Origin of the sequence: Methylibium sp. Root1272 (genome assembly GCF_001425905.1) — a bacterium.
GTDB lineage: Bacteria > Pseudomonadota > Gammaproteobacteria > Burkholderiales > Burkholderiaceae_C > Methylibium.
On sequence record NZ_LMDY01000019.1, the window covers coordinates 61,001 to 81,638 of the forward strand.

21 protein-coding genes and 1 tRNA gene are annotated in these 20,638 nt (G+C 69.6%); 8 read left to right on the forward strand and 14 right to left on the reverse strand.

Annotated elements, in window-relative coordinates; translation table 11 throughout:
- Positions 1–14: 14 nt before the first annotated feature.
- Together ASC67_RS19595 and alaS are read right to left on the reverse strand one after the other, a co-directional pair.
- On the reverse strand, positions 15–659 hold the full coding sequence (locus ASC67_RS19595) for an NMCC_0638 family (lipo)protein (protein WP_056326223.1): 645 nt from the start codon (positions 657–659) through the stop codon (positions 15–17).
- 21 nt (positions 660–680) lie between these two features.
- Positions 681–3,308, reverse strand: a complete 2,628-nt coding sequence (gene alaS, locus ASC67_RS19600) for an alanine--tRNA ligase (protein WP_056326227.1) — start codon at positions 3,306–3,308, stop codon at positions 681–683.
- A 170-nt stretch (positions 3,309–3,478) separates the two neighbouring features.
- On the opposite strand from alaS, the gene ASC67_RS19605 reads away from it, so the two are divergent.
- Entirely contained in the window at positions 3,479–4,957 is a 1,479-nt protein-coding gene (locus ASC67_RS19605; protein ID WP_056326232.1) for an NAD-dependent succinate-semialdehyde dehydrogenase, read from the forward strand.
- A 25-nt stretch (positions 4,958–4,982) separates the two neighbouring features.
- Positions 4,983–5,879: an aspartyl/asparaginyl beta-hydroxylase domain-containing protein gene (locus tag ASC67_RS19610; RefSeq protein ID WP_156466843.1), complete on the forward strand. Its 897-nt coding sequence runs from the start codon at positions 4,983–4,985 to the stop codon at positions 5,877–5,879.
- Positions 5,880–5,916: 37 nt separating this feature from the next.
- On the opposite strand, the gene ASC67_RS19615 is transcribed toward ASC67_RS19610, so the two are convergent.
- The 3 genes from ASC67_RS19615 to ASC67_RS19625 form a co-directional block, all read right to left on the reverse strand.
- Positions 5,917–6,840, reverse strand: coding sequence for a diguanylate cyclase domain-containing protein (locus ASC67_RS19615; RefSeq protein ID WP_056326241.1), 924 nt, complete (start codon positions 6,838–6,840; stop codon positions 5,917–5,919).
- Positions 6,841–6,892: 52 nt separating this feature from the next.
- Positions 6,893–6,966, reverse strand: a tRNA-Gly gene (locus ASC67_RS19620).
- A 42-nt stretch (positions 6,967–7,008) separates the two neighbouring features.
- Complete coding sequence (locus tag ASC67_RS19625) at positions 7,009–7,950, reverse strand: LysR family transcriptional regulator (protein WP_056326246.1); 942 nt, start codon at positions 7,948–7,950, stop codon at positions 7,009–7,011.
- A gap of 129 nt (positions 7,951–8,079) precedes the next feature.
- Between ASC67_RS19625 and ASC67_RS19630 the strand changes: the two genes are divergently transcribed.
- Positions 8,080–8,547, forward strand: a complete 468-nt coding sequence (locus ASC67_RS19630; RefSeq protein WP_056326251.1) for a cupin domain-containing protein — start codon at positions 8,080–8,082, stop codon at positions 8,545–8,547.
- Here ASC67_RS19630 and ASC67_RS19635 read toward each other — a convergent pair.
- Positions 8,484–9,467: a helix-turn-helix domain-containing protein gene (locus ASC67_RS19635; protein WP_056326256.1), complete on the reverse strand. Its 984-nt coding sequence runs from the start codon at positions 9,465–9,467 to the stop codon at positions 8,484–8,486. The two genes, ASC67_RS19630 and ASC67_RS19635, sit on opposite strands and share 64 nt — an antisense overlap.
- A 97-nt stretch (positions 9,468–9,564) precedes the next feature.
- Between ASC67_RS19635 and eat the strand changes: the two genes are divergently transcribed.
- From eat to eutC, 3 genes are read left to right on the forward strand one after another with little or no spacing between them, the layout of a single operon-like run.
- Positions 9,565–10,929 carry an ethanolamine permease gene (gene eat, locus ASC67_RS19640; protein ID WP_056326261.1) on the forward strand — a complete coding sequence of 455 codons (1,365 nt, stop codon included), beginning with the start codon at positions 9,565–9,567 and terminating at the stop codon, positions 10,927–10,929.
- A 7-nt stretch (positions 10,930–10,936) separates the two neighbouring features.
- Entirely contained in the window at positions 10,937–12,349 is a 1,413-nt protein-coding gene (locus ASC67_RS19645; RefSeq protein WP_056326267.1) for an ethanolamine ammonia-lyase subunit EutB, read from the forward strand.
- Positions 12,346–13,140, forward strand: a complete 795-nt coding sequence (gene eutC, locus ASC67_RS19650; RefSeq protein WP_056326270.1) for an ethanolamine ammonia-lyase subunit EutC — start codon at positions 12,346–12,348, stop codon at positions 13,138–13,140. Before ASC67_RS19645 ends, eutC begins: the two co-directional genes overlap by 4 nt.
- Before the next feature lie 48 nt (positions 13,141–13,188).
- Here the strand turns inward: eutC and ASC67_RS19655 are convergent, their stop codons facing one another.
- The 3 genes from ASC67_RS19655 to ASC67_RS19665 all read right to left on the reverse strand — a co-directional run bounded on the left by ASC67_RS19655 (position 13,189) and on the right by ASC67_RS19665 (position 14,980).
- Positions 13,189–13,695, reverse strand: a complete 507-nt coding sequence (locus ASC67_RS19655) for an SRPBCC family protein (protein WP_056326274.1) — start codon at positions 13,693–13,695, stop codon at positions 13,189–13,191.
- Positions 13,696–13,914: 219 nt separating this feature from the next.
- Complete coding sequence (locus ASC67_RS19660) at positions 13,915–14,394, reverse strand: hypothetical protein (protein ID WP_056326279.1); 480 nt, start codon at positions 14,392–14,394, stop codon at positions 13,915–13,917.
- A 109-nt stretch (positions 14,395–14,503) separates the two neighbouring features.
- Positions 14,504–14,980 (reverse strand): LEA type 2 family protein, encoded by a 477-nt coding sequence (locus ASC67_RS19665; RefSeq protein WP_056326282.1) that lies wholly within the window; start codon positions 14,978–14,980, stop codon positions 14,504–14,506.
- 85 nt (positions 14,981–15,065) lie between these two features.
- On the opposite strand from ASC67_RS19665, the gene ASC67_RS19670 reads away from it, so the two are divergent.
- Both ASC67_RS19670 and ASC67_RS19675 read left to right on the forward strand, forming a co-directional pair.
- Positions 15,066–15,536 (forward strand): DUF1772 domain-containing protein, encoded by a 471-nt coding sequence (locus tag ASC67_RS19670; protein ID WP_056326287.1) that lies wholly within the window; start codon positions 15,066–15,068, stop codon positions 15,534–15,536.
- A gap of 35 nt (positions 15,537–15,571) precedes the next feature.
- Positions 15,572–15,781 carry a DUF3565 domain-containing protein gene (locus ASC67_RS19675; RefSeq protein ID WP_056326292.1) on the forward strand — a complete coding sequence of 70 codons (210 nt, stop codon included), beginning with the start codon at positions 15,572–15,574 and terminating at the stop codon, positions 15,779–15,781.
- A gap of 567 nt (positions 15,782–16,348) precedes the next feature.
- Here ASC67_RS19675 and pcaF read toward each other — a convergent pair.
- From pcaF to paaC, 5 genes are read right to left on the reverse strand one after another with little or no spacing between them, the layout of a single operon-like run.
- Positions 16,349–17,563 carry a 3-oxoadipyl-CoA thiolase gene (gene pcaF / locus ASC67_RS19680; RefSeq protein WP_056326297.1) on the reverse strand — a complete coding sequence of 405 codons (1,215 nt, stop codon included), beginning with the start codon at positions 17,561–17,563 and terminating at the stop codon, positions 16,349–16,351.
- 15 nt (positions 17,564–17,578) lie between these two features.
- Positions 17,579–18,208 carry a TetR/AcrR family transcriptional regulator gene (locus ASC67_RS19685; protein ID WP_056326304.1) on the reverse strand — a complete coding sequence of 210 codons (630 nt, stop codon included), beginning with the start codon at positions 18,206–18,208 and terminating at the stop codon, positions 17,579–17,581.
- A gap of 13 nt (positions 18,209–18,221) precedes the next feature.
- The gene (gene paaE / locus ASC67_RS19690; protein WP_056326308.1) at positions 18,222–19,307 is read right to left on the reverse strand and encodes a 1,2-phenylacetyl-CoA epoxidase subunit PaaE; all 1,086 of its coding nucleotides are present in this window, start codon (positions 19,305–19,307) and stop codon (positions 18,222–18,224) included.
- A 12-nt stretch (positions 19,308–19,319) separates the two neighbouring features.
- The gene (paaD, locus tag ASC67_RS19695) at positions 19,320–19,856 is read right to left on the reverse strand and encodes a 1,2-phenylacetyl-CoA epoxidase subunit PaaD (protein WP_056326579.1); all 537 of its coding nucleotides are present in this window, start codon (positions 19,854–19,856) and stop codon (positions 19,320–19,322) included.
- An 8-nt stretch (positions 19,857–19,864) separates the two neighbouring features.
- Positions 19,865–20,638: a 1,2-phenylacetyl-CoA epoxidase subunit PaaC gene (gene paaC / locus ASC67_RS19700; RefSeq protein ID WP_056326311.1), complete on the reverse strand. Its 774-nt coding sequence runs from the start codon at positions 20,636–20,638 to the stop codon at positions 19,865–19,867.

Genomic DNA, 20,638 nt, shown 5'->3' on the forward strand with positions numbered 1-20,638 from the left:
CGCACCAGACCGGGTCAGGGACCGGCCGGCGCCACCCGCAGCAGTTGCACGCCCGGTCGGTTGCCGACCAGCGTGATCGCGTCGAAGGCTCGGCGGGCCGGGTCTTCGCCCAGATCGAAGCCGGTCTGCCGACGCCAGCCGCCGGTGATCTGCACGACGCGCTCGCGCACCGGGCGCAGCGACGTGCCCGGGCCGTAGACCTCGTCGATCACGTGCAGGAAGCCGGCGCGCACGCTGGGGCCGTCGGCGTGCTCCGCCCACACCACGCAGCGGCCGTCGTCGGCGACCGCCAGTTGCAGCAGCGCCTCGCGGCCGGGCGCTGCATAGACCTGGCCGCTCGCCCCGCCCAGCAGGCTGCTGCGCTGCGCGTCATCGGTCTGCAGCGGTGCCAACCCCGCGGCCAGCGCCAGGTCCACCCGCGCGCCGGCATCGCTGCTGGCCACGGCGCAGGTGCGGCCGTAGAGCTCCACCGCTTCCCGCGCCAGGGTCTGTGCGTCGACGACCGGCCCCTGCACCACCGCATCGGTGCGTGCCGATCCCGGCGGCGCCACGAACTCCGGGCCGCTGCTCGACTGCGCCGCGGCCGACAAACCCACGACGATCCCCAGCAGCCCCACCCAGCCGCGACGGCCCGCGCACAGCGGCAGCAGCAGATTCATGCGGCCGGGGCGCCTTGCGGCTCAGGCCCGTTCGCCGACCCAGCCGGCCACCGAGGCCAGTGCCGCGCCCAGCTTGGCCGGCTCGGTGCCGCCGGCCATCGCGAGATCAGGCTTGCCGCCGCCCTTGCCGCCGACCTGCTGCGCGACGAAGTTGACCAGCTCGCCGGCCTTGATCGTGCCCATGCGGTCGGCCGTCACGCCGGCGGCAATCTGCACCTTGCCGCCCTCCACGGCCGCCAGCACGATGGCGGCGCTCTTGAGCTTGTTCTTCAGCTGGTCCATCGTGTCGCGCAGGGTCTTCGCGTCGGCACCCTCCAGCTGCGCCGCCAGCACCTTCAGGCCCTTCACGTCGACCGCTTGCGCCAGCAGCCCGTCGCCCTGCGACGAGGCCAGCTTGCCCTTCAGCGCGGCGAGTTCCTTCTCGAGCGCGCGCACCTGGTCCAGCACCGCGGCGATACGCCCCGGCACCTCGGCGGGCGCCGCCTTCAGCGTGCCGGCGATGCCGTTGACCGTGCCTTCGAGCGACTGCAGGTAGGCCAGCGCGTTGTCGCCGGTGATCGCCTCGACACGGCGGATGCCGGCCGCGACGCCGCTCTCGGCGACGATCTTGAACAGCCCGATGTCGCCGGTGCGCTGCACGTGGGTGCCGCCGCACAGCTCGCGGCTCGTGCCGATGTCGAGCACGCGCACCTCGTCGCCGTACTTCTCGCCGAACAGCATCATCGCGCCGGACTTCTGCGCTTCCTCGATCGGTAGCACTCGCGCCTGAGTCGCGGCATTGGCCAGAATCTCGGCATTGACCTTGGCCTCCACCTCACGGACCTGCGCCTCGCTCATCGGCGCGTTGTGCGCGAAATCGAAGCGGGTGCGCTCGGCGTTGACCAGCGAGCCCTTCTGCTGCACGTGCGTGCCCAGCACCTCGCGCAGCGCCTTGTGCATCAGGTGGGTCACGCTGTGGTTGCGCACGGTCCTGGCGCGCTGCTCGGCATCAACCCGCGCATTCAGCACGTCGCCCACCTTGATCTCGCCCTCGACCACGCGGCCGTGGTGGCCGAAGACGTCGGCCTGGATCTTCTGCGTGTCCTCCACGATCACGCGGCTCGTGCCGTTGCGCAGCTCGCCGCTGTCGCCGACCTGGCCGCCGCTCTCGGCGTAGAAGGGCGTGTGGTCGAGCACGATCACCGCGTCGTCGCCGGCCTTCGCGCTCGCGACCGCCGAGCCGTCGACGTAGACCGCGGTAACCCGGGCGCCCTCGTGCACCAGGTGTTCGTAGCCGTGGAAGGTGGTGGCCGCGCCGGCGTACTCGAGGCCGGCGGCCATCTTGAACTTGCCGGCCGCGCGCGCCTGCTCGCGCTGGCGCTTCATCGCCGCGTCGAAGCCGGCGTTGTCGACCGTCACGCCGCGCTCGCGGCACACGTCGGCCGTCAGGTCGAGCGGGAAACCGTAGGTGTCGTGCAGCTTGAAGGCGGTTTCACCGTCGATGGTCTTCGAGCCGCCGGCCAGGGCCGTCTCGAGGATCTCCATGCCGTTGGCGATGGTCTGGAAGAAGCGCTCCTCCTCCTGCTTCAGCACCTCGGTCACGCGCGCCTCGGCGCGGGCCAGCTCGGGGTAGGCCTCGCCCATCTGGCGCACCAGCTCGGCCACCAGCGTGTGGAAGAAGGGCTTGCGGGCGCCGAGCTTGTAGCCATGGCGGATGCCACGGCGGGCGATGCGACGCAGCACGTAGCCGCGGCCCTCGTTGCCGGGGATCACGCCGTCGACGATGGTGAACGAGCAGGCACGGATGTGGTCGGCGATGACCTTCAGCGACGGCGAGTCCTTGTCGCAGTCGCCTGCGCCGCCCACGTCGACCGCCTTCTTGGCCGCCGCCAGCAGCGCGACGAACAGGTCGATCTCGTAGTTGGAGTGCACGTGCTGCAGCACGGCGGTGATGCGCTCCAGGCCCATGCCGGTGTCGACGCTCGGCTTGGGCAGCTTGTGCATCACGCCCGCCTCGTCGCGGTTGAACTGCATGAACACGTTGTTCCAGATCTCGATGTAGCGGTCGCCGTCCTCGTCGGGCGAGCCCGGCGGGCCGCCGGGGATCTCGGGGCCGTGGTCGTAGAAGATCTCGGTGCACGGACCGCAGGGCCCCGTGTCGCCCATCATCCAGAAGTTGTCGGAGGCGTAGCGCGCGCCCTTGTTGTCGCCGATGCGCACGATGCGCTCGGCCGGCACGCCCACCTGCCGGTTCCAGATCTCGTAGGCCTCGTCGTCCTCGGCATAGACGGTGACCCAGAGCTTGTCCTTGGGCAGCTTGTAGACCTCGGTCAGCAGCTCCCAGGCGTAGGCGATCGCCTCCTTCTTGAAGTAGTCGCCGAAGCTGAAGTTGCCCAGCATCTCGAAGAAGGTGTGGTGGCGCGCGGTGTAGCCCACGTTCTCCAGGTCGTTGTGCTTGCCGCCGGCGCGGATGCACTTCTGCGCCGTGGTGGCGCGCGAATACGCCCGCTTGTCGAAGCCCAGGAACACATCCTTGAACTGGTTCATCCCCGCGTTGGTGAACAGCAGCGTCGGGTCGTCGCCGGGCACCACCGGGCTCGAGGCCACGATCTGGTGACCCTTGGACTCGAAGAACTTCAGGAAGGTGGAGCGGATCTCGGAGGCTTTCATGCGGGGGCTCGGTCGGGTCGGCGGGCGGTGCGCGGCGGCGGTCCGCGACGCGCGAATGCTGGCGCAAGTGCTTGATTCAACAAACTTTTTCATTATAGGTTTGCAACCCTCACGGCCTGCGTGGAACAGGGTCGGCGCGTATCATCGAAATCCGGTTCCGGAGACACCGCATGGACATGAAGAATTCGCCGCTGGCCACCCTGGCCGACCCCACCCTGCTGAAGACCGCCGCGCTGATCGACGGCACGTGGGTCGACCGTGGCGAGCGCTTCGCCGTCACCGACCCGGCCACCGGGCTCGAGCTGGCGCAGGTGGCCAACCTGGGCGCTGCCGATGCCGAAGCCGCCCTCGCCGCGGCCGCCCGCGCCTGGCCCGCCTGGCGCGCCAAGACCGCCAAGGAGCGCGCCGCCGTCCTGATGAAGTGGTACCAGCTGCTGCTGCAGCACGCCGACGACCTGGCCCGCATCATGACCGCCGAGCAGGGCAAGCCGCTGGCCGAGGCCAAGGGCGAGGTCGGCTACGGCGCGAGCTTCATCGAGTGGTTCGCCGAGGAGGCCAAGCGCGTCTACGGCGAGACGGTGCCGACCACCGACAACAACAAGCGCTACCTCGTCCTCAAGCAGGCGATGGGCGTGTGCGCGGCGATCACGCCGTGGAACTTCCCGATCGCGATGATCACCCGCAAGGTCGCGCCGGCGCTGGCCGCCGGCTGCCCGGTGGTCATCAAGCCGGCGGAGCAGACGCCGCTGTCGGCGCTGGCCGTCGCCGAGCTCGCCCAGCGCGCCGGCATGCCGGCCGGCGTGCTGAACGTGCTGACGGCCGACGCCGAGCGCTCGGTGCTGATCGGCAACGTGCTGTGCGCCAGCGACACGGTGCGCCACCTGAGCTTCACCGGCTCCACCGAGGTGGGCCGCATCCTGATGAAGCAGTGCGCGCCGACCCTCAAGAAGCTTTCGCTCGAGCTCGGCGGCAATGCGCCCTTCATCGTGTTCGACGACGCCGACCTCGACAGCGCGGTCGAGGGCGCGATGATCAGCAAGTACCGCAACGCCGGCCAGACCTGCGTGTGCGCCAACCGGCTCTACGTGCAGGCCGGCGTCTACGACGCCTTCGTCGAGAAGCTCGCCGTGAAGGTGAAGGCCATCAAGGTCGGCAACGGCTTCGAGGGTGGCGTGACGCAGGGGCCGCTGATCGATGCGGCGGCGCTGGAGAAGGTGGAGTCCCACGTGGCCGACGCGCTGGCCAAGGGCGCGAAACTGCTGACCGGCGGCCAGCGCATCGGCGAGCGCTTCTATGCGCCCACGGTGCTGGCCAACGCGACGAGCGAGATGCGTTGCGCCCGCGAGGAAACCTTCGGGCCGGTGGCGCCGGTGTTCCGCTTCGAGACCGAGGCCGAAGTGGTGGCGCTCGCCAACGACACCGAGTTCGGCCTGGCCAGCTACTTCTACAGCCGCGACGTCGGCCGCATCTTCCGCGTCGGCGAGGCTTTGGAGTACGGCATGGTCGGCATCAACACCGGCCTGATCTCGACCGCCGAGGTGCCGTTCGGCGGCGTCAAGCAGTCGGGTCTGGGCCGAGAGGGCTCGCACCACGGCATCGACGACTACGTGGAGATCAAGTACCTCTGCCTGGGCGACATCCAGAAGTGACACGCCGAGAACGACCATCATGGAGCTGCGCCACTGGGTCCTCGTCGTCTTCCTCGCCTCGGCATTCTTCATCCACTTCCGCGGCAAGGTGCGTTTCCCGCTGAAGCGGGCACTCGACTTCACCATCGTGCTGGCGCCGGTGAACGCGCTGATGTACCTGTTCTCGCGCGTGCCGGCCAAGGCCTACCTCGACCCGCAGCAGTTTCCGGAACTGGCACCCCTGCAGGCGAACTGGCAGACCATCCGCGACGAGGCGCTGAAGCTCAACGACGAGGGCCAGATCCGCGCCGCCGCGAGCTATAACGACATCGGCTTCAACTCCTTCTTCCGCACCGGCTGGAAGCGCTTCTACCTCACCTGGTACGGCAAGGATCTGAGCAGCGCCAACGCGCTGTGCCCGCAGACGGTCGCGCTGCTGAAGAGCATCCCCAGCATCAAGGCGGCGATGTTCGCGTCGCTGCCGCCCGGGGCCACGCTGGTGCGGCACCGCGACCCGTATGCCGGCTCGCTGCGCTACCACCTGGGCCTGACCACGCCCAACGACCCCGGTTGCTTCATCGAGGTGGACGGCCAGCGCTACCACTGGAAGGACGGCGAGGTGGTGATGTTCGACGAGACCTTCATCCACCACGCCGCCAACGAGACCCAGCAGCAGCGCGTGGTGCTGTTCTGCGACGTGGAGCGGCCGCTGCACACGGCGCCGGTGCGCTGGTTCAACCGCTTCTTCGCGACCCACGTGATGGCCGCCGCGTCGTCGCAGAACGAGACCGGCGACGAGCCGGTGGGCGCCATCAACCGCTTCTTCGCGTTCGCCTACCAGTTGCGCCTGAAGGCCAAGGCCTTGAAGTCCAGCCACCGGCAGGTTTACTACGCCGGCAAGTGGCTGCTGATCGTCGGCCTGCTGTGGCTGCTGTTCTACTGAAGCAGAAGAACAGACGGCCGCCGCGGCGACAGCCGCACTAAGACTCGTCGTTGGCGGCGGTCGCCGGCCCGCCCCGCTCCACACGGTTCGAGAACCCCTCTCGTCCCAGCGGCACGGCCCCAGCGGCAGCGGCGAAGGCCTGGCGCAGCAAGGTCTGCGCATCCTTGCCATGCTCCGGGTAGCGCCCGATGCCGGCGCTCGCGGCCACCGCGATCTCCTGGCCACCCACCCGCACCGGCCGGCCCAGGCTGCGCACCAGCTTGGCGGCCACGCGATCGGCGGCCAGCGGCGTGTCGATCCAGGCCAGCAGCGCCGCGAAGGCATCCGCCCCCACCGACGCCACTACGTCGCTGGCGCGCAGCGCCGCACGCAGGCGGACCGCGAGCTTGCGCCGCAACGCACCGGCCGCCGCGACACCGAGCGTGGCCTCGGCGGTCGTCAAGCCTTCGATGCGGATCACCAGCAAGGCCATCGGAGCGGGCTCGCGCTCGCGCAGCGCCAGCAGGTGGTTCACATGCTCCAGCAACTGCATCTGGTTGGGCAGCCCCGTGGCCAGGTCGGTGGCGTAGGCCTTGCGGGCCGCGCGCTCGATGCGCTGGCGGGCGATGGCCAGGTGCACCGCCAGCGCGAGCCGCTCGGCGGTGGCCTCCGCCTGCGGCAGCACATCCTGCACGCCGCGCTCGACCAGCCGCTGCACCAGCGGCGCCCCCGGTGCGCCCGTCACCAGCAGCACAGCCGCTTCGGCACAGGCCTGCGACAGCGCCGGCCAGACCGGCAGTCGCTCCGCCGACGCCGCATCGGTCAGTTCGATCAGCACGGCGTCGTAGCTTGCGTCTCGCAGCCGGACGGCCGCCTCATTCAGCGAGTCGCAGCGCTCGATGGCGAACGGCCCCCAGGTCGATGCGGCCAGCCCGTCGGGCACCGGTCCCACCACGAGCAGGCGGATCTCAGCAGCGTTCATGCGCGGCGGTCCCAGACGCAACAGAGGCCACCGCGGTGGCCTCGAGCAAAGCTGGAGCGGGTGAAGGGAATCGAACCCTCGTATGAAGCTTGGGAAGCTGCCGTTCTACCATTGAACTACACCCGCAATACGCACCGATTCTAGCGCGGCAGGCGCCTACGCCGAGGCCTAGGAACGGCGCGCGCGGCGGCGCGCCGGTACGCGCGCGACGGGCAGCGCCGCCGGGCCGCTCAGGGTCGTGAGCCAGTCGACGAAGGCGCGCGTGCGGGCCGGCAGGTTGCGCTGGCTCGCATACACGGCGTTGATCGGTGTGGGCGGCGGCCGGATGCCGGCCAGCACTTCGACTGCCTCGCCGCGGTCGATGGCGTCGGCCGCCATGTAGTCCGGCACCTGCGCCACGCCCAGCCCGGCCCGCACGGCCACGACCATCGCCTCGCCTTCGTCCAGCATCATGTGCACGCGCGGCCGCAACTGGACCGCACGGCCGTCGCAGCGGAACATCCAGGGCCGCTCGCGGCCGGTGGTCGGCCAGCGAAAGCTCAGGCAGCGGTGCCGCGCCAGGTCGCCCAGCGTCGCCAGCGCCGCGCTGTCCTTCAGGTAGGCCGGCGAGGCGATCGTCACGACCTGCTGCGTCCACAGCGGTCGCGCGACGAGGCTCGAATCGACGAGCGTGCCGATGCGCACCGCCACGTCGACGCGCTCGTCGACGAGCGCCACCTGGCGATCCGACAGGTCCAGTTCGAGCGTCACGTCGGGCCGTGCCGCGAGGAACTGCGACAGACGTGGCACGACGAACAGCTTGCCCAGCGTCGACGGGACGCTCACCCGCAGACGCCCGCTCGGCGCGGCGCCGCGGTCGGACATCAGGCTGCGCGCCGCGTCGAAGTCGTCGAGCAACCGACGGCAATGCTCGAAGAACACCGCGCCGTCGTCGGTGAGCGACACCTGACGCGTGGTCCGGTGCAGCAGCCGCAGGCCGAGCTGCGCCTCGAGCCGCGCGACGCTCTTGCTGACGCCCGACGGCGTCACGTCGAGCAGGCGCGCGGCCTGCGCGAAGCTGCGCGACTCGGCGGTGCGGACGAAGGCCAGGATGCCGGTGAGCTGGTCCATGGACGGAACGCCGCTCGGACGCTCGATTGATGACAGTTCGTCTGCAGTCTAGTGCCAGCCCCTGGACTTATCAACGCGACGGCGGCTGCCCACACTGCAGGCATCGCCCCCTGCTCCAAGGAGATTGCCATGAACGCCGTCGTTTCCCACCCCGCCACGCTTCCCGAACTGCTGCCCGGCATACGGCACCGCACGCTCGCGGGCCCCGACGACGGCCTGTCGAGCCTGGAGGTCTGGTCGCAGTCGATCGCGGGACACGGCGCCACGCCGCCGCACCAGCACGATTGCGAGGAGGTGGTCCTGATCCTGGCGGGCCGGGGCCTGCTGGCGATGAACGGCACCGACATGCCTTTCCAGGCCGGCGACACGCTCATCATCCCGCGTGGTGTGGCGCACCAGATCCTCAACGACGGCAAGCACGAGCTGCGGCTGTTCGCCGCGCTCGGCATGGCGCCGGTGCGGGCGGCGTTCCCGGACGGGACGCCGATCGCACTGCCGTGGCAGCAGCCCACCGCCACCGCAGCGGCGTGCGTTCAGCCGCCGGTCCGGGCCACCGCGGCGCGCGCCAGCGTCTCCGACGCCCGCTCGCCGAACTGACGCCGGTAGTCACCGGCGAAGGCGCTCAGGTTCCAGAAGCCCCAGTGGGCGGCGGCGCGCTGCACCGTCAGGCCGGGTGCGGCCTCGCGCAGCAGGCGACGCACGCCGTTCAAACGCACGCTGCGCAGGTAGGCGAGCGGGTTGACGCCCACCTCGTCCTCGAAGGCGTATTGCAGCGTGCGGCGGCTCACGTGCAGCGCCACGCACAGCTCGGGCACGCTGGGCGCGCGATCGGGAGAGGCCTCGATACGTTCTCGTACCTGGGCCACCAGGCGCCGCCGCGCGCTGGCATTGCCGCGCTCGCGCCGCCCTGGCCCACGCGTGGCCAGCAGGCCGGCCACGACGTCCAGCATCGCGGTGCGCAGGTCGGATTCCACGCCCGCGGCCGCCAGCACCAGGATGGCGCGTGCGTGCACCAGCGCGGCATGGCGCTGGACCGGATCGACGGCCCACCACGCCGCCCCGGCCTCCGGCGGCAGCGCCAGCTCGGGGGCGTGCAGCGCGAGCGCCTCGCGCGAGACGACGAAGCCGACGATGTCGTGCCCCGGCGGACTCACCAGCTCGAAGCTGCCGTCGCCGCCGCTGGCCATGATGCAGTCCGTGCCCACCTGGCGACCATCGAGGCGCGAGCCGTCGTCGGCGGCCGTGATACCGCACCACACCGCGCCCTTCCACACCTCACAGCGCTGGCGCAACTGGTGGCTGGTGCGCTCGCGGAACAGCTGCACACCGTCGCTCACGGCCTCGTCGAGCCGGCCGGTGAAGCCGCCGCCGCCGAGCTGGTCGTACTCCTGGCGCCAGCCGCTCAGGTGCGAAGCGTGTTCGTCGACGTCGGCCGACACCATGGAGCGGGCGTGCCAGGCGGCGTCCTGCGGCGGTGCAGGACGCACTCCGTTCGTGCCAGGGGGGTTCGCCAACATTGCCGATTTCCGCTAACGCTCCGGTCGACGCGCGCCTACGCTCATGCAAACACCGCGCCATCAGCGGGGACTTTCACATCATCCGGAGGGATTACGCATGAGTACAAGTACGGGACCGGGACTCAACAAGTCCCTCTCGACCCTGCAGCTGTGGGGCATCGCGGTCGGCCTGGTGATCTCGGGCGAGTATTTCGGCTGGAGCTACGGCTGGGCCGGCGCCGGCACGCTGGGTTTCCTGGTGACGGCGGGCTTCATCGCGCTGATGTACACCACCTTCATCTTCAGTTTCACGGAGCTGACGACCTCGATCCCGCACGCGGGCGGGCCGTTCGAATACGGCCGCCGAGCCTTCGGCCCGACCGGCGGCTACATCGCCGGCTACGCGACGCTGGTCGAGTTCGTGTTCGCACCGCCGGCCATCTCGCTGGCGATCGGCTCCTACCTTGCGGTGCAGTTCCCGGGGCTGGATCCGAAGACGGCGGCTGTGGGCGCCTACCTGATCTTCATGACGCTCAACATCCTGGGCGTGCAGATCGCGGCCACCTTCGAGCTGGCGGTCACGCTGATCGCGATCTTCGAACTGCTGGTCTTCATGGGCGTCGTGGCACCGGGCTTCTCGATGGCCAACTTCGTCAAGGGTGGCTGGTCGGGTCAGGACAGCTTCAGCATCGGCTCGATCCCGGGCATCTTCGCCGCGATCCCCTTCGCGATCTGGTTCTTCCTCGCCATCGAGGGCGTGGCGATGGCCGCCGAGGAAGCCAAGGACCCGAAGCGCTCGATCCCGATCGCCTACATCGGCGGCATCATCACCCTGCTGCTGCTGGCCACCGGCGTGATGATCTTCGCCGGCGGCGTCGGCGACTGGACCACGCTGGCCAACATCAACGACCCGCTGCCGCAGGCGATGAAGGCGATCGTCGGCGAATCCAGCGGCTGGCTGCACATGCTGGTGTGGCTGGGCCTGTTCGGGCTGGTGGCTTCGTTCCACGGGATCATCCTCGGCTACTCGCGGCAGATCTATGCGCTGTCCCGTGCGGGCTACCTGCCAGCGGTGCTGGGCCGTGTGCACCCGCGCTTCCACACGCCGCACCTTGCGGTGATCGCCGGCGGGGTGGTGGGCATCCTCGCGATCTTCAGCGACGAGATCATCAAGATCGGCGGCCAGACGCTGACCGCCAACATCGTGACGATGAGCGTGTTCGGCGCGATCGTGATGTACATCGTCAGCATGGCCAGCCTGTTCAAGCTGCGCCGCAGCGAGCCGAACCTGGCGCGGCCCTTCCGCGCGCCCATGTTCCCGATCTTCCCGGCCTTCGCGCTGGCGGCGGCCGTCGTGTGCCTGGCCACGATGGTGTATTTCAACCCCCTGGTCGCGATGCTGTTCGTCGGGCTGGGCGTGGTCGGCTACGGCTACTTCCTGCTGACCCACAAGCGCCGCGAACAGGCGCTCGCTGCGGCATGATCGAGGCATGGCCTACGCGCACTCCATCGGCCCGCGGCGCTACACCTTCGACGACCTGCGCACGTTGATGGCCCGGGCTTCGCCCGCGCGCTCCGGTGACGAACTCGCCGGGGTCGCGGCGCGCAGCAGCGAGGAGCGCGCCGCGGCGCAGATCGCGCTGGCGTCGCTGCCGCTCAAGACCTTCCTGAACGACGCGCTGGTGCCCTACGAGGACGACGAGGTCACCCGCCTCATCCTCGACGGGCACGACGCCGTCGCCTTCGCCCCGCTCGCCCACCTCACGGTGGGCGACCTTCGCGACTGGCTGCTGTCCGACGCGGTGGACGGCGACACGCTGCGCGCCGCGGCCCCCGGCCTGACGCCGGAGATGACCGCGGCGGTCAGCAAGATCATGCGCAACCAGGACCTGATCCTGGTCGCGCGCAAGTGCCGCGTGCGCACGCGCTTTCGCGACACCATCGGCCTCGCCGGCCGGCTGTCCACGCGGCTGCAGCCCAACCACCCGACCGACGACGCCGCCGGCATCGCTGCCAGCACGCTCGACGGCCTGCTCTACGGCAGCGGGGACGCGGTGATCGGCATCAACCCGGCCACCGACAACGTAGCCCAGGTGACACGGCTGCTGCAGATGCTGGACGCGGTGATCCAGCGCTACGAGATCCCCACGCAGAGCTGCGTGCTGACCCACGTGACCAACACGCTGCAGTGCATCGAGCGCGGCGCGCCGGTGGACCTGGTGTTCCAGTCGATCGGCGGCACCGAGGCCACCAATCGCAGCTTCGGCATCGACCTGGCGCTGCTCGGCGAGGCGCGCGCGGCGGCGCTCTCGCTGCAGCGCGGTGCGCTGTTCGACGACGACGGCCAGCGCGGCAGCAACGTCATGTACTTCGAGACCGGCCAGGGCAGCGCGCTGTCGGCCCAGGCTCACCACGGCTGCGACCAGCAGACCATCGAGGCCCGCGCCTACGCGGTGGCGCGGCATTTCGAGCCGCTGCTGGTGAACAGCGTGGTCGGCTTCATCGGCCCGGAGTACCTGTACGACGGCAAGCAGATCATCCGCGCCGGCCTGGAGGACCACTTCTGCGCCAAGCTGCTGGGCCTGCCGATGGGTTGCGACATCTGCTACACCAACCACGCCGAGGCCGACCAGAACGACATGGACGTGCTGCTCACGCTGCTGGGCGTGGCCGGCTGCAGCTTCATCATGGGCATTCCGGGCTCGGACGACGTGATGCTGAACTACCAGACCACCTCCTTCCACGACGCGCTCTACGCGCGCCGCGTGCTGGGCTTGCGGCCAGCGCCGGAGTTCGAGCGCTGGCTGGAGGCCATGCACATCACGCAGCCCGGTGCGCCCGACCGGCTGCTCGAATCGATGCCGCCCGCCTTCGATCGCCTGCTGTCGAACCAACCCACATGAACAGTCCAGTGATCGCCAACCCCTGGAGCGTGCTGCGCCGCCACACGCCGGCGCGCATCGGGCTGGGCCGCAGCGGCATCAGCCAGCCCACTGCGCCGCAGCTCGACTTCCAGCTCGCACACGCCCAGGCGCGCGATGCGGTGCACCGGCCGCTGGACCATGCAGCGGTCGATGCCGCGGTCCGCGCGCTGGGCCTGCCCACGCTGGCGCTGCACAGCGCCGCCGCCGACCGCCATGTCTACCTGCAGCGGCCCGATCTGGGACGACGGCTCGACGAGGCCTCGATTGCGCAACTGTCCGCACTCGCCGACGGTGACGCGCGCGCCGAACTCGCCGTGGTGGTGGCCGACGGCCTGTCGGCGCTGGCCATCGAGCGCCACGCCGCGCCCTTCATCGCCGAGCTGAAGCGCGTGCTGGCACGTGACTGGCGCTGGGCACCAGTGGCGATCGTTCGGCAGGCGCGTGTGGCCATCGGCGACCCGATCGGCGCGGCGCTCGGCGCGCGGCTCGTCGTGGTGCTGATCGGCGAGCGGCCCGGGCTCAGTTCGCCGGACAGCATGGGGGTCTACGTCACCTGGGGGCCGCGGGCCGGTCGCGTGGACGCGGAGCGCAATTGCATTTCGAACGTGCGGCCCGAGGGCCTGCCGCTGCCGGTGGCCGCCGGCCGCCTGGCCTGGCTGCTGGGCGAGGCACGCTCACGTCAGCTCACCGGCGTGGAACTGAAGGACGACAGCGTGACGGCCCTCGAGACGGTCGGGGCGGCCGGCAGTTTCCTGCTGGCGCCGCCCTGAGCCGCCCTCGGACCGGCACGCCGGTCAGGTCGTCGATGTTCGACGCGCTTACTTCACGGTGGCCGGCAGGTTGTCCAGACCGGCACGGTAGACGCCGGAGATGACCTTCTTGGCATCGTCGTCCGACGTGCCTTCCTTGGCCTTGAAGGTCGACGACCACGTCACCGTCGAGCCGCCCTTGGACTTCGCGACCTTCAGCGTCGAGACATAGCCGGTGACCGGCAACGGCGAATCGGTGATGCGGTACTTGTAGCTCATCGACGAATCGCTGTGCGACAGCAGTTCCTCGGTGATCTTGGCGCCGTCCTTGGTGGTCAGCACGCGCACGGTGCCCTTGGTGTTGCCCTTGCCCTTGGTGATCTCGGTGCCGCCGATCGCCGGGTGCCAGTTCTGCCAGCTGTCGAAGTCCTTGATGGCGGCGTAGGTCTTGGCCGGCGTCGCGGCGACATCGACCTTTTCCGTGACCGAGAGCGTCTTGCCGGCGGCCAGGGCGCCCCCGGTGGCGAAGGCGAACGCGAGAAGGATGCCGAACGAGCGATGGCCTGTTGCTGTCATGTTGTCTCCAATGTTCTGATGGACGGGATTGCGAACGCCGCGCGGCGCTGCCAATCGATGCGCGCGGAACCCGAAGCGATGCTATGCGCGGCAAGCCCGTCCGGGCCCGTGCCGCGTTCGGGCAACTTGCCCGCGCTGCACCGGGCGTCGGCGCCGTGTCAGCCGCCCAACGTGTGATCCACGGTCCCGTACTGTCGCCTGGGCGACACGTGTGCACCGTCAGCGGTCGCGCTCGCGGCCGCTGGCCGTCTGGGCGTCGAGGCCGCGGGCCGGTGACTCGGCCACCTGCGGCAAGTCGTCGTCATGCTCGATCAGTTCCTCGACGATCAGGCGCCCGTACTTCTGCGCCCGCTCGGCATTGAAGCGCCGAACCAGCGCAGCGACTTGCCGGGCCTCGTCGTCGCCGGGCGCGTGCACCACCAGCCAGTGATAGCCCTGCTCGGCCAGCGCACGGTGCGCCTTCACCAGGTTGAGTTCCTGCCCGAGCGAGGCCAGCGGGCTGGCGTCTGCAAGCTGCGCGTCGATCTGCGCGATCATCGCGGCCGGCGTGTAGCTCATCACCGTGTCGGGCCCGTAAAAGCCGGCCTCGGCCAGCGCGGCCTGCGCGAACCGCATGTCGGCGTCGGTCGGGAACGAGATCACCACGTGACCGACCGGTTTGAACACGCCATAGGCTTCGGGGACATCGTGCTTGCTCATCTGCGACTCCTGCTGAGTTTGCAGACATCGTCGCCCCGCTGACGCCACCGGGGGATCAGCGAAGCGCGCCCCTTCGTGTCGGCCCAGGCCTACAGCCGCCGGCTCGCCTTCACCGGCTCAGCGCGGTCCCGCCAAAGGCTGAGATGTCGAGCTCGCCCTTGGCCTCGAAGCGCAGCGCCGCTCCCACCGGCCCGCCGAGCTTGCCGCGCAGGCGATAGTCGAGCCGGCGCACGTCGCGCGACGGCAGACCCAGCATCTGGCGGATCGCGTTCATCGCCGAGACGGTGGCCGGCACGCCGATCACCGCCTCGCCGAAGCGCGGCACGCTGCCGGCCGCGTCGCTGACGCCGCTGGCGAACGGCTGGCCCATCAGGTCGAGCTCCATCGAGATGCCGCGGTAGTCGATCGCGCCTTCGTTCGGGTTCTGGACGCGCAGCTTCACGAGGAAGCGCAGTTCCAGCCCCTCCCCGGGCAGCGCCTCGATGCCGGCGACCGACACCCGCGGTGGGTCGCTGCCGGACAGGCTCGCACACGCGGTGGCTGCGAGCGCAGGGACGACGAGAACGAGTTGGCGGCGGCTGGACATCGTGCGCCATCATGCGCCACCCGGCCCGGTAGAGTTGGCGCTGGCCGTACCGTCGCGTCCGCTTTCCTGCTGCCCCTCTTCCTTCATGCTGACCACGCTCCCGTTCCTGGTGTGCATCGGCGCCGGCCTGATCGGCGGCGTGTTCTTCGCGTTCTCCGCCTTCGTGATGAAGGCGCTGGCGCAATTGCCCGCGGAGCACGGCATTGCGGCCATGCAGCGCATCAACGTGGTCGTGCTCAACCCCGGTTTCCTGGGCCTCTTCATCGGCACGACGGTGCTGGCCGCCATCTGCATCGTCGCCGGCTTCTTTCCGTGGGGAACGACGCGCTCCGCGCTGCTGCTGGGGGCGGGCCTCTGCTACGTGGTCGGGTGCTTCGGCGTCACCGCCGGCTTCAATGTGCCGCGCAACGAGCGGCTCGCACGGATGGACAGCGAGTCGGCGGAGGCCGCGGCGTACTGGCCGCGCTACGTCCGAGAGTGGCTGCTGTGGAATCACGTGCGCACGGTGGCTTGCCTGGTGTCCGCCGCCTGCGCCGCCGCAGCCCTGGCCGGTTGAGCACGCGACATCAGGACACCGGGAGTTCGACCGCGATGGACCAGCGCATCGTCGGCTTTCATCGGGACGACGAAGGGCACTGGGTCGCCGAGCTCGAATGCGGGCACAACCAGCATGTGCGCCACGACCCGCCGTGGACGAACCGACCCTGGACCACCACCGCCGAGGGCCGCGAAGGCGCGCTCGGCAAGCACCTGGCCTGCAGGAAGTGCGACCAGAACGCGCCGCGAGACTGGTTCAGTTGAGTCGGCACGAACGGACTCCACGCCGAAACGACAAAGCCCCGTGAAACGGGGCGCTGCGGGGGATTCAGAGCGGTCTTGCGATGCTCTGAAAGCGATCCTTGGCAGCGCCGCGAGTCGCCAGTGAACCGTCTCGGCCGGCTAAGCGGCGATAACGGGGAACTTGTGGTGCCGTATCAGGGAACGAGCCGGTCGGTCCGAAGCGATTCCGCTCGAAGCGTGTACACCGCGTCGGCCGGATGGCTGTGGCCGCCATCCACCCTATCAGCGTCCAACGCGTCCCTCGACCGCTTTGTGGCCAACTGCCCCCTCGTCGTTCATCGCGCTCCACTCATCTGAAAGCGCAGCCTAGACGGCCGGTCCGCGCGCGTGTTGCTCCAGTGTGGGCCGAAACGGCGTACAGCGTCTCCTTGTGCTCGGTGAGGTACTTGCCAAGCGCCTTCAGTCGCTCAGCTCGCGGTTGGAAGTCGAGCGCAAGCAGTGCTGGCACGCCTGCACGGCGAGCCACCGCCCAGCGATGAAACTTTGTAGGGCCGGCATCATGGCGATTGATTCCTCGTCAACGAGATGTCATGCGCGCTCGATCGCGAGTGCGATGCCCTGGCCGACGCCGATGCACATGGTGGCCAAGGCACGCCGCCCTCCAGTGCGCTCGAGCTGACGCAGGGCGGTCAGCGCGAGGCGCGCACCCGAGGCGCCGAGCGGGTGTCCGATCGCAATGGCGCCTCCGTTCGGATTGACGTGCTCGGCGTCGTCGGGAAGGCCCAAGCGTCGCAGCACCGCCAAGCCCTGGGCTGCGAACGCTTCGTTCAGCTCGATCGCCTGGAACTCGCCTATGGAGAGCCCCAGTCGGTGCATCAGCTTTTCGCTCGCTGGCGCGGGGCCGATACCCATGATCCGTGGTGGTACGCCTGCCACGGCCGAGCCCAGAACGCGAGCACGTGGCTTGAGCCCATAGCGTTTGACTGCGTCGTCCGAAGCCAGCAACAGTGCGCAGGCACCATCGTTCACGCCTGAGGCGTTCCCGGCCGTGACGCTGCCGTCTGGGCGGACAACCCCCTTGAGCCTCGAAAGCTGCTCCATCGAAGTGTCGGGACGAGGGTGCTCGTCCACTGTCACCGTGATCGATTCGCCTTTCTTCGACGGAATGACGACTGGGACGATCTCGCCCTGGAAGAACCCTTGTTCCCGGGCTGCCTTCCAACGCTGCTGAGAACGTAGCGCGAGCAGATCCTGGTCAACACGAGAGACACCGAAGTCGACGGCCACGTTCTCCGCTGTCTCCGGCATCGAGTCGATGCCAAAGTCACTTCGCATCCTCGGATTGACGAAGCGCCAGCCTAGGGTCGTGTCCTCGATCTTGGAACTGCGCGAGAAGGCTGACTCTGCCTTGGGCATGACGAAAGGTGCTCGCGTCATGCTTTCGACGCCCCCTGCAATCATCAGCTCTGCTTCGCCAGCCGCGATCGTCCTTGCAGCCATCGCCACGGCGTCCAGGCCTGAGCCGCACAGACGATTCAGCGTGACACCAGGGACATCCATGGGCAAGCCGCCCAGCAAGGCCACCATGCGAGCGACGTTGCGGTTGTCTTCGCCGGCCTGATTCGCGCAGCCGTACAGCACATCATCGACGGCAGCCCAATCGACACCGCGGTTGCGCTCCACCAGGGCACGGATGGGAACAGCCCCCAGATCGTCGGCGCGCACCGCAGCCAGAGACCCACCGTATCGACCGAATGGCGTTCGAATGCCATCGATGATCCATGCGTTTCCAGTCAAAGCCATGTGTTCCCCGAATGTTCAATCAATCACTGCAATTGGCGCCGGCCGCTCAGTCCGGACCGCCGGCAGCCCGCCGAGAAAGAGGTCGGCCACGATCGGCGCCAGCGCGGCATGGTCGAGCGGGCCTTCGGGCTTCACCCAGGTGAACATCCAGTTCACCATGCCGAACAGCAGCATCGTCAGCGGCTTGGCCATCGCGGCCTCCTTCAGGTCCGGTCGCAACGCCACCACCGCCGCAGCGAACGACGCCACCACCTGCCGCTCCTTGCCGAGGATGCGTTCGCGATCGCCCTCTTCCAGGAACTTCACGTCCTCGGTGAGCACGCGGTGCGCGTCCTGCGCCCCGGCGTACTCGCGCACCAGGCGGGCGATCAGCTCGCGCAGCCGCGGCTCGGGCGCCAGCGTCGCGTCGGCGTCCACCTCTTCGACCAGCCCCTGCAGCCGCGAGACATGTCCTTCGGCGATGCTGACGAGCAGCGCGTACTTGTCGCGGTAGTAGTGGTACAGCGTGGCCTTCGAGACCCCGCAGGCCTCGGCCACCTGGTTCATCGTGGTGGCCGGGTAGCCACGCCGCGCGAACAGGCGCGCCGCGTGCTCCAGGATCAGGTCGAGCTGGTCTGCATATCCGGGCAGGCGGCCACGGGCCATGGGCGTCCTCGTCTCAGCGTTCGTCGAAGGAGAGCACCACGCGGTCGGTCAGCGGGTGCGCCTGACAGGTCAGAACGAAGCCCGCGGCCACCTCCTTCTTGTCCAGTGCGAAGTTTCGCTCCATACGGACCTGACCCTCGATCACCTTGGCCCGGCAGGTGCCGCAGACGCCGGACGTGCAGGAGAACGGCACTTCGAGCCCGGCCGCCGAGGCCGCGTCGAGCAGACTGGGCTGTCCCTTGGTGAACGAGATCTCGCGCCGCAGGCCGTCGCGGACGATCGTGACCTTGGCCTGTTCGGCGTCGCCGGGCCGGGCCTCGTGGACCACCGCATCCGCCGTGCCGCCGGCCGGCAGCGCGACGCCGAAGCGTTCGATGTGGATGCGGTCCTCCGGCACGCCGGCCGTCCGCAGCGCCGCCTCGGCCTCGTCGTTCATCTGGAACGGGCCGCAGATGTAGGCGTGGGCAATGCCGGCAGCCGGCACCAGGACGGACAGGAACTCGCCGATCTTGTCGCGGTTCATCACGCCGCGGTTCAGCGGCGCGTCGGTGTGCTCGTCGGAGAACACATGGTGCAGCACCAGCCGCGTCAGGTAGCGGTTCTTCAGGTCCTCGAGTTCCTCCTTGAACATCGTCGAGTTCAGCAGGCGGTTGCCATAGATCAACGTGAAGCGGCTGCCCGGCTCGCGCGCCAGCACCGTCTTCATGATCGACAGGATGGGCGTGATGCCACTGCCGCCCGCGATGCCGAGATGATGGCGCCGCGATGCAGGCTCCAGCGGCACGAAGAAGCGGCCCTGTGGCGCCATGACCTGGACCACGTCGTCCGTGCGCAGGTGCTCGTTGATCCAGTTCGAGAACACGCCGCCGCGCACCTTGCGCACGCCCACGCGCAGCTGGCCGTCGTCGACGCCGGCGCAGATGGAGTAGGAGCGGCGCAGGTCCTGCCCGTCGATCTCCTTGCGCAGCGTGAGGTACTGGCCCTGCGTGAAGCCGAACACCTCGCGCAGCGCGGGCGGCACGTCGAACGTCACCACGACGGCCTCGGCCGTGTCGGGCTCGATGGCGCGCACGCGCAGCGGATGGAAGAGAAGGCTCATGGGGCGGTGCGCTCAGAGCGGCTTGAAGTGCTCGAACGGCTCGCGGCAGCTCAGGCAGCGGTACAGCGCCTTGCAGGCGGTCGACCCGAAGGCCGACAGGCGCTCGGTCTGGCGACTGCCGCAGCGCGGGCAGGCCAAGGGCGCCGGTGTGCCGCGGCCGAAGAAGCGGATCGGTGTCGCACCGTCCGGTCGGACGGTCGGCCCCGGCGGCGCGATGCCGTAGGCGGCCAGCTTGCGGCGGCCGGCCTCGCTGATCCAGTCGGTGGTCCAGGCCGGCGCGCGCTGCAGCGTCACGCGGGCCGGTCCCAGGCCAACCGCTTCGATCGCGGCCCGCACCTGCTGCTCGATCACCTCGGTGGCCGGACAGCCCGAGTAGGTGGGCGTCAGCACGATCTCCAGGCCCGCGCCATCGGCGCGGACCGCGCGAACGATGCCGAGATCGCAGACCGACAGCGCCGGCACCTCGGGATCGAGCACCTCGCCCAGTGCCGCCCACGCCCGCGCGCAACGCACGGCATCCTCACGATCGACCGCCTCGCGCACCGTCATCACCGCGTTCACCACACGCCCCCCGGGAACGTCCGCTGCAGCTGCTGCATCTCGGCGAGCAGGTAGCCCATGTGTTCGCTGTGCACGCCGCGGCTGCCGGTGCTCGTGTAGCCGCCGGTCGCGGGCAGTGCCAGGCCGGCCTCGGCGAACACGGCGGCCATCTCCGCCAGCCAGGGCTCGCGCAGGTCGGCGCGGCGCGGGCCGAGCCCGGCCTGGTGGGCGTGTTCGTCGACGGCGTCGGACTCGAACAGCTCGGGGGTGTAGCGCCAGGCCTGTGCCAGCGCCACCTCGATGCGGCGGCGCGATTCGTCGGTGCCGTCGGCGAGCCGCACCACCCAGTCGATCGCGTGCTGCTGGTGGTAGCGCACTTCCTTGACCGCCTTGCCGGCGATCGCGGCCACCTCGGCATCGCCGGAATCGCACAACCGCTCCCACAGCAGCCGCGCCCAGCCGGCGACGAACAGGTTGCGCAGCACCGTGAACGCGAAGTCGCCGCGCGGCAACTCGACCAGCGTGAGGTTGAAGTAGTCGCGCTCGTCGCGCAGGAAGGCGAGCTGGTCCTCGTCGTGGCCGCGGCCCTCGAGCTCGCCGGCGCGCGTGAGCAGCGCACGCGACTGGCCGACCAGGTCGAGCGCCATGTTGGTCAGCGCGATGTCCTCCTCGAGGATGGGCGCATGGCCGCACCACTCGCCGAGGCGCTGCGCCAGGACCAGCGTCGTGTCGGCGATGCGCAGCAGGTACTGCACCGCGGGATCGCGCCGGAGTTCGATGGATTGCGTCAT